The sequence below is a fragment of the Shewanella sp. BC20 genome (assembly GCF_003129585.1).
GTDB lineage: Bacteria > Pseudomonadota > Gammaproteobacteria > Enterobacterales > Shewanellaceae > Shewanella > Shewanella seohaensis.
Window position 1 is genome coordinate 368630 of the sequence record NZ_NHRI01000002.1, and the last position, 6523, is coordinate 375152.

The window sequence follows — 6523 nt, forward strand, 5'->3', positions numbered from 1 at the left end:
CAAAAGTAGTACGGCTATTAAGCTTGGTATGATGAGCTTGTGGGGCGGATCACGGTAATTTACATCCCAGTGATTTGTGACGAAAATGTATAGTCAGGCCAAAAAATGCGGCCCAGTAAAGACTGGGCCGCAGATAAGAGCTTAAGGATGCAGCATCACTTGCTGTGCGTGTTAGCGGTAGGTGTCGAGGCGCTGGTATTCGTCGCTGTGCTCACCTCTGGCTCTGCCATTTGTGCGGGTGTTGACTCGCTACTTTTCTCGTCCTTATTAAACATGCCTAAACGGATGCGGATAAAGTGCAGGATTTGCGCAGCAATATCCACGTTTAAGCAGGATTCTAGACCCTCGAAACCAGGGGATGAGTTGGCTTCACAGATTTTGTAGTGGCCGTTATCGAATAACAAATCGATACCCGCAACATCTAAATCCAGAATATTAGCGGTTTGTGTCGCCAGCCATTCGATTTCAGGTGTGATCTCGAAGGGGCGCGCCGAACCTCCCGCGCTGACATTGGCTTTAAAGCTGTCTTCTTGCCCACGGCGCTCATAGCAGCCGGCTACGCGTCCACCAATGGTAAATACCCTGAGATCGCGGCCGTGGCTGTTGGCGATAAACTCCTGCAAAATAATGTTGGCGTTTTTATTGGTCGCTTCGATTAATTGCATTAAGTCATCAAATTCGCGGGCCTTATGGGACAAAAATACGCCGCTACCCTGTGAGCCGGAGAGAGTTTTAATCACCACGGGAAAACCTAAGTGACGTTCAACCAGTTCGATATCGACGGGGAACTTCACCAGCATGGTTTTGGGCGTGGGTAAGTTCTTCTCGGCCAGTAATTGCTGGGAAAAGAGCTTATCTTTAACGATTTCAATGGCTTTTGATGGATTTAAGCAGTACACCCCTAAGCGTTCTAAATGGCGAATGATCGCCAACGCAAAGTAAGTGGTGCCGGAGCCCATTCTTGGGATGATAAAATCGGGTAATTCAACGGGCTGGCCGTTTAACAAAATACTCTTGTTGTCTTCTCTCGTCACGGTGAGATCGAACTCATCCGGAGCATACACTTCTAACTCAATATTGTCGGCCTTGGCTGCTGCCAATAGACGTTCAATTTCATACAATTCAGGTTTTAGCTGAGTCGCGGTTTCTTTGTATAAAATCCACCCACGCATTTAATCGCAAACCTTCATTTTCATTCTTTATCCTCGGGTTCAGCTTCATCCTGAACATCATCGTCAATTTCGACATCCACATCGAATGCCGCTTCGGGCTCGGCCTCAGGCTTAGTGGGGGGCAAATGTACTGTGCCAACCACGGCATAAAAGGGTTTACCTAGGGCGAGTTTGCGGTACTTTAACCAGATCTGCTCTAACAAGCTACTGGGAGCGATGTTTCCTTTGATGACTTCGACAAATTGCGCTTCATCGGCGGTGACGGGGAGTGTCTTGCCTTCGTCGAGATTTTTCATGGCATGGCCATGTATTTCAAGTAGTTCGGCTTCTTTACTGGTGAAGTCGCCACTGCGCTTAAAACCTTTCGGGAAATTTGTATCATCATAAAAACGTTTATGGGATACAAAGCTGGCAGCTGAGCCGTTCACCGTCTCAGAACCCTTGTTAGCGTTTGAAAAAGACTGTTCAGACATGGCTGTTACCTTCTAGTTTTTGATATACAAAGATTTGCAACTGGAGTATTGGCTAGTATTATTGATTTATAAATCAAAAAAATTTGCCAATGTTGGTCAAGAATTTTTATGGATACCGATTTACTTAAGACCTTTTTGGAAGTCTCCCGTACCCGTCATTTTGGCAAGGCCGCGGAAAATCTATACCTTACCCGCAGTGCAGTGAGCTTTCGGGTCAAACAGCTTGAAAGCATTCTAGGCGTCGCCTTGTTTGAGCGCCAACGCAACAATATTCAGCCCACGCCAGCGGGCGAACGTATGCTTGGGCATGCCGAAGCGGTATTAACCGCTTGGGAGCGCGCCAAGCAGGATGTATCCCTCAGTCAGTTACAATCGACTCAACTCGCCATTGGCGCAGGCCCCAATATTTGGGATGCCTATTTGCAAGGGCATTTACAGCATTTGCATGTGGGATTACCCGGGGTTGCACTGCGGACCGAAGTGTTGCCATTGACCGTGATGACACGGCAATTGATGGACCGGACCCTTGATTTGGCGATTTCCTTCGACCCACCCAAACTGGACCAATTCGAGCTGGTGCAATTAGGTCAAATTAATCTTCTGTTGGTGTCCAAGACCATGGATGTGGCGGTGAATGCGGTGCAGGCCGGCCAATATGTCAAAGTGGATTGGGGCACAGCCTTTAATATCCTGCATGCGCAGGAATATGCCGCCTTACCCGTGCCGACCTTACATACTAGTTCGGCTCGTATCGCCTTGGATTTTATCTTGAATAACGGTGGCTGCGCTTTTTTACCCGAGCATTTGGTTCAGCCATTGTTGAATCGCGGCGAGCTGCATTTAGTTTCGGGAGCGAGCGCCATTTCACGCAGCGTGTATGTTGCCTATTGGGCCGAGAATGACCGCTTAGAGCAAATCAAACAAGCGATTGGCTTTTTAGCCGATAAGTCAGCGGAAATACGCTAATCAGTTAAAGCGATACATAAAAAATGCCGCATAAAAAACGCCTTTAGATGCTAATCCAAAGGCGTTTTTTGCAGCAGAACAAACGGCTAAGAAGTGATACTTGGCTTTGCCAGATAAAAGCGCTCGTTAAAGACTGCGCTACATAACAGGCATTAATCAACAGCGTATTAAATAAATAGCGGTAGCAGTACGACAAGCCAAGTAATACCGCAGAGCGCTAGACTCATAAATACAGCGGCGGAGGCGATATCTTTTGCTTGACCACTGAGGTGGTGGATTTCGCTGCCAACACGGTCAACCACGGCTTCAATCGCCGAGTTTAATAGCTCCACAATCAACACGATAAACAAGGTTAAGATCAGCATCAGCCGTTCCATGGTGCTGATATCGACCAACAGGGCGATTGGCAGCATGACCACGGCCAGCATCAATTCCTGTCTAAAAGCGGCTTCGTGGATCCAAGCGGCTTTTAAGCCCTTCATCGAAAATCCCGTCGCTCTAAAGATGCGTTTAATACCGTGGTTGTTTGCTGGTTTCATAATAATTCCATCGACTTGGGCGATTGTTCGCGAAGCTTTTACCCGTTCAAATCGCCTACGACTCGCGTGTTAACATTTGAACGAGCTTAAAAAAGAGGCCGCAGTATAGCCCGATAACCCCAGCGTATAAATAGCTAAGCCGACAAATTCGCAGTCCTGCTAGGGTGTTAGTGGGGCATTGCAGGATTCGCCGTCGCTCAGGCTTACGGCTAAGCTTGAAATTCCATACTGCTTTATTGAAGAGACAAAGGAATGACTCTTACAACTCGCTTACCTTTTGTAACATTTGCATTTGTGCTGCGTTTCGCTGTTTTATTCGGTTTGTACAGCGGAATTTGTGGTTTATTCATGGCCGTGAGTTATGCCAATCCCCAAGCGCCGAATATTCAGTTAGCAACTGAGTTCTCAAAGGAGAATAGTGCCCATATCAGTGATTTTCTTGTCAGCGAAAAACTCGATGGTGTGCGCGGTTATTGGGATGGAAAACGTTTAATGACTCGTCAGGGCAATCCCATCTTAGCGCCACGTTGGTTTACTGTGGATTTTCCGACCAGCCCAATGGACGGTGAGTTATGGCTCGGGCGAGGGCGATTTGAAGCCATATCGGGTCTTATCCGCCAAACATCAGCGAATGAGAGCGAGTGGCAGAATGTGCGTTTTATGGTGTTTGATTTACCCAAGGCGCAAGGGAGCTTTGAAGCGCGGTATCAGCAGATGCAAACCTTGCTTGCAGGTAAATCGGTTTACCTGCAAGTGATTGAGCAAGTGAGCGTAGAAAGTGTCGAGGCGCTCTACCAGACATTAGACACTATAGTGGCGCAAGGCGGTGAAGGCTTAATCTTGCATCGACGCACGGCATTATATACGCCGGGTCGTAATCGTAACGTGATGAAGTTAAAGCCCTATTTAGATGCCGAAGCCAAAGTGATTGGGCATATTGCGGGTAAAGGGCAATTTGCTGGGCAGATGGGCGCATTGAGAGTGCAAACGGCAGATGGCCGTGTCTTTAGTATTGGCACGGGTTTTAGCTTGGACGAGCGTCAGCATCCGCCCGCCATTGGCACGCTTATCACCTACAAATATCTTGGATTAACCGTCAATGGCTTACCGCGCTTTGCGAGCTTCCTGCGGATAAGAAGCGACATGCCGCCAGAGGAAAAAGAATAGGTTGCGAAATTGTTGAATTTTGATAAAGATCGAACGCTTAACAATCGTTTTGCCGAGTATCGTATTGATTATTAATGGGCAATCAAATCAAGGAGTGAGTTTTGGCCGACAGTCAACTTGGATTAACCCTTTGGAAGCAGCGTGTGCAGCAAGCCTTGACTGTGCCTAAATGGCTCAAACATCCATTCGTGACACTGAAGCAATTTTGGCTGAGCTTAAATCTTGCCCAGCGCTGTTACCTGTTAGCGTTACTGGCGTTAATGTTATTCCAGCCCGAAATTTGGATTGCCGCCATCATCACCGCTGTTGCCTTGATTATTGAGTTTTGGCCCAGATTTGCCATGGCTTGGCATACGCTGGCGGGCAAAGCTATTTTCCTGCTGTTTTATGCGGTTATCGCAAACTTCGCCCTCGCGGCCAGCGGCAGTGTCGTGAACGAAATCACCGGTGTATCGGCCTCGCATTTGTCCTACACCCATAACTTTGCCATTCTGCTGTATCTGCCGATTTGGTTTGTGTGTATCTCCATCCTTGCCTTACTCCTGCTGCAATTGGTGATCCCTTGCTATTTGTTTTTCCATATCGGATTGCGGATTTTAGGACTCGAAGCCAAGCAGCAAGGCAGTAAAAAACGATTTGTGGTGACAACTTCGCTGGTGCGTATGATTCTGTCTGTGGTGTTGTTATTAAACCTAGTTGCGATTACCGATGGTGAAAACTGGGTAGGGGATTTAGCCAAGACTACTCAAGGGATAAAAGGCGATATGCTTGAAGTTAAAGTTGTGGATGAAGGCGAAACCATTCTCAAAGCCGAGGATAGTATTGAACAAACGGGAACTGAACTCACGCAGCAACCTAATCAAACCGACACTACCGAGACACTTAAGGCCTTTGGTCATAGTTATTACAAAGGGATCCGCGATTTAATTGCCTTATTTGCCTATAAATTTGAAGCCGATGGTCGCAGTCGTTGTGATAAATTGGCTGACTCAGTGGTGATTGAGCTAAATGACTATGAAATATTGGAAATTACCGAGTCTGCCCATGAGCAGTATGGTTACCATTTTGAAGTCAAAAAATGTATTTCCCCCGCCTTTGGTCAGATGGCATCAACACCTAAGTAGCAACACGAGAGGATGTTAAGTTGTTAGAAGATAAAGCGTTAGCAAAATATCAGCATGTACGACGCATCTTAATGGTCTGTATGGGCAATATTTGTCGTTCGCCCACCGCCGAGGCCGTTTGCCGCGCTAAAATTCGCGAGCGCCGTCTTAATATCGAAGTCGATTCGGCGGGCACTATTGGTTATCACCAAGGGGATAACCCCGACAGTCGCTCGATGGCAGCAGGTAAAAAACGCGGTTTGAGTTTCGACGGCATGCGAGCAAGACAAGTGATTGATGCCGATTTTGAGCACTTCGATCTTATTTTAGCGGCAGATAATAGCAACCTCGCGGATTTACGCCGCCGCTGCCCACCCGAATATCAATACAAATTAAAGCTGATGTTGTCCTACGGTGATTGTGTCACGGATGAAGTACCCGATCCCTATTACGGCGGTACTCAAGGATTTGAATTAGTCCTCGATCTACTCGAACAGAGTATGGACGCTTTATTAGACCAGTTAGCTGGAAAAACGAATTAGCCAGCAGCAAATGCGTCGATAAGGATTTAAGGCTTAAGTACGATTGGATGCGGTGCAATTAATCGAAGCCAGAAAGCGTAATTCTTTATCGCGTGATAGGCATGGGCAGAGTTAACCCTGTGACACGCCGCCTCTTTATTTAACAAGAAGTATCGCTAAGGCTTCTACTTAAACATTCCTGCTTTATGAAGTACTGTGCCAACAATGTCAGTTTGTCGACTATTAAACTGTTTTTGTCTGGCTAAAAAGCATTTGCCCCAAATCTAGATAAGTTTGTCGTCAGGTGTGTAGGATGAATTGTCATTGTTTCTCCAGTGACACGCCGTGAATATGTCCCTATAGGCTCGACGGCGGCATCCATGCCGCCAACGGTCACTGTTGCAACAATGGCAATTTTCACGACCATTGCACTGTTCATTTGGCAAAAAAGCTAATGTCGGATAGGCGACACCTGTTACCAAGTGCCGCCCTCCTAAGAACCGTACGTGCAACTTTCACTGCATACGGCTCAAGCCTCCACGAAGGCATTAAGATAATACCCAGCAACTTACAACGCAGTTT

7 protein-coding genes are annotated in these 6523 nt (G+C 47.1%); 4 read left to right on the plus strand and 3 right to left on the minus strand.

Annotation, left to right across the window (positions count from 1 at the left end):
• Positions 1-155: 155 nt before the first annotated feature.
• Positions 156-1172, minus strand: coding sequence for a RimK family alpha-L-glutamate ligase (locus CBX96_RS04215; protein WP_109285809.1), 1017 nt, complete (start codon positions 1170-1172; stop codon positions 156-158).
• Positions 1173-1192: 20 nt separating this feature from the next.
• Complete coding sequence (locus CBX96_RS04220) at positions 1193-1645, minus strand: DUF413 domain-containing protein (protein WP_086904201.1); 453 nt, start codon at positions 1643-1645, stop codon at positions 1193-1195.
• Between the two features lie 108 nt (positions 1646-1753).
• On the opposite strand from CBX96_RS04220, the gene hdfR reads away from it, so the two are divergent.
• The gene (hdfR, locus tag CBX96_RS04225; protein ID WP_109285810.1) at positions 1754-2611 is read left to right on the plus strand and encodes an HTH-type transcriptional regulator HdfR; all 858 of its coding nucleotides are present in this window, start codon (positions 1754-1756) and stop codon (positions 2609-2611) included.
• A 167-nt stretch (positions 2612-2778) separates the two neighbouring features.
• On the opposite strand, the gene CBX96_RS04230 is transcribed toward hdfR, so the two are convergent.
• Positions 2779-3150 carry a diacylglycerol kinase gene (locus CBX96_RS04230; RefSeq protein ID WP_086904199.1) on the minus strand — a complete coding sequence of 124 codons (372 nt, stop codon included), beginning with the start codon at positions 3148-3150 and terminating at the stop codon, positions 2779-2781.
• Between the two features lie 252 nt (positions 3151-3402).
• Here CBX96_RS04230 and CBX96_RS04235 point away from each other — a divergent pair, with 252 nt between their 5' ends.
• The 3 genes from CBX96_RS04235 to CBX96_RS04245 all read left to right on the plus strand — a co-directional run bounded on the left by CBX96_RS04235 (position 3403) and on the right by CBX96_RS04245 (position 5962).
• Complete coding sequence (locus CBX96_RS04235; protein WP_109285811.1) at positions 3403-4317, plus strand: DNA ligase; 915 nt, start codon at positions 3403-3405, stop codon at positions 4315-4317.
• Between the two features lie 101 nt (positions 4318-4418).
• Entirely contained in the window at positions 4419-5441 is a 1023-nt protein-coding gene (locus tag CBX96_RS04240) for a hypothetical protein (RefSeq protein WP_109285812.1), read from the plus strand.
• Positions 5442-5512: 71 nt separating this feature from the next.
• Complete coding sequence (locus CBX96_RS04245) at positions 5513-5962, plus strand: low molecular weight protein-tyrosine-phosphatase (RefSeq protein ID WP_258294063.1); 450 nt, start codon at positions 5513-5515, stop codon at positions 5960-5962.
• Positions 5963-6523 lie beyond the last annotated feature (561 nt).

Coding starts and splice junctions, on each gene's coding strand:
- CBX96_RS04215 (WP_109285809.1), bottom strand. CDS start 1,172: ATGCGTGGGTGGATTTTATACAAAGAAACCGCGACTCAGCTAAAACCT.
- CBX96_RS04220 (WP_086904201.1), bottom strand. CDS start 1,645: ATGTCTGAACAGTCTTTTTCAAACGCTAACAAGGGTTCTGAGACGGTG.
- hdfR (WP_109285810.1), top strand. CDS start 1,754: ATGGATACCGATTTACTTAAGACCTTTTTGGAAGTCTCCCGTACCCGT.
- CBX96_RS04230 (WP_086904199.1), bottom strand. CDS start 3,150: ATGAAACCAGCAAACAACCACGGTATTAAACGCATCTTTAGAGCGACG.
- CBX96_RS04235 (WP_109285811.1), top strand. CDS start 3,403: ATGACTCTTACAACTCGCTTACCTTTTGTAACATTTGCATTTGTGCTG.
- CBX96_RS04245 (WP_258294063.1), top strand. CDS start 5,513: ATGGTCTGTATGGGCAATATTTGTCGTTCGCCCACCGCCGAGGCCGTT.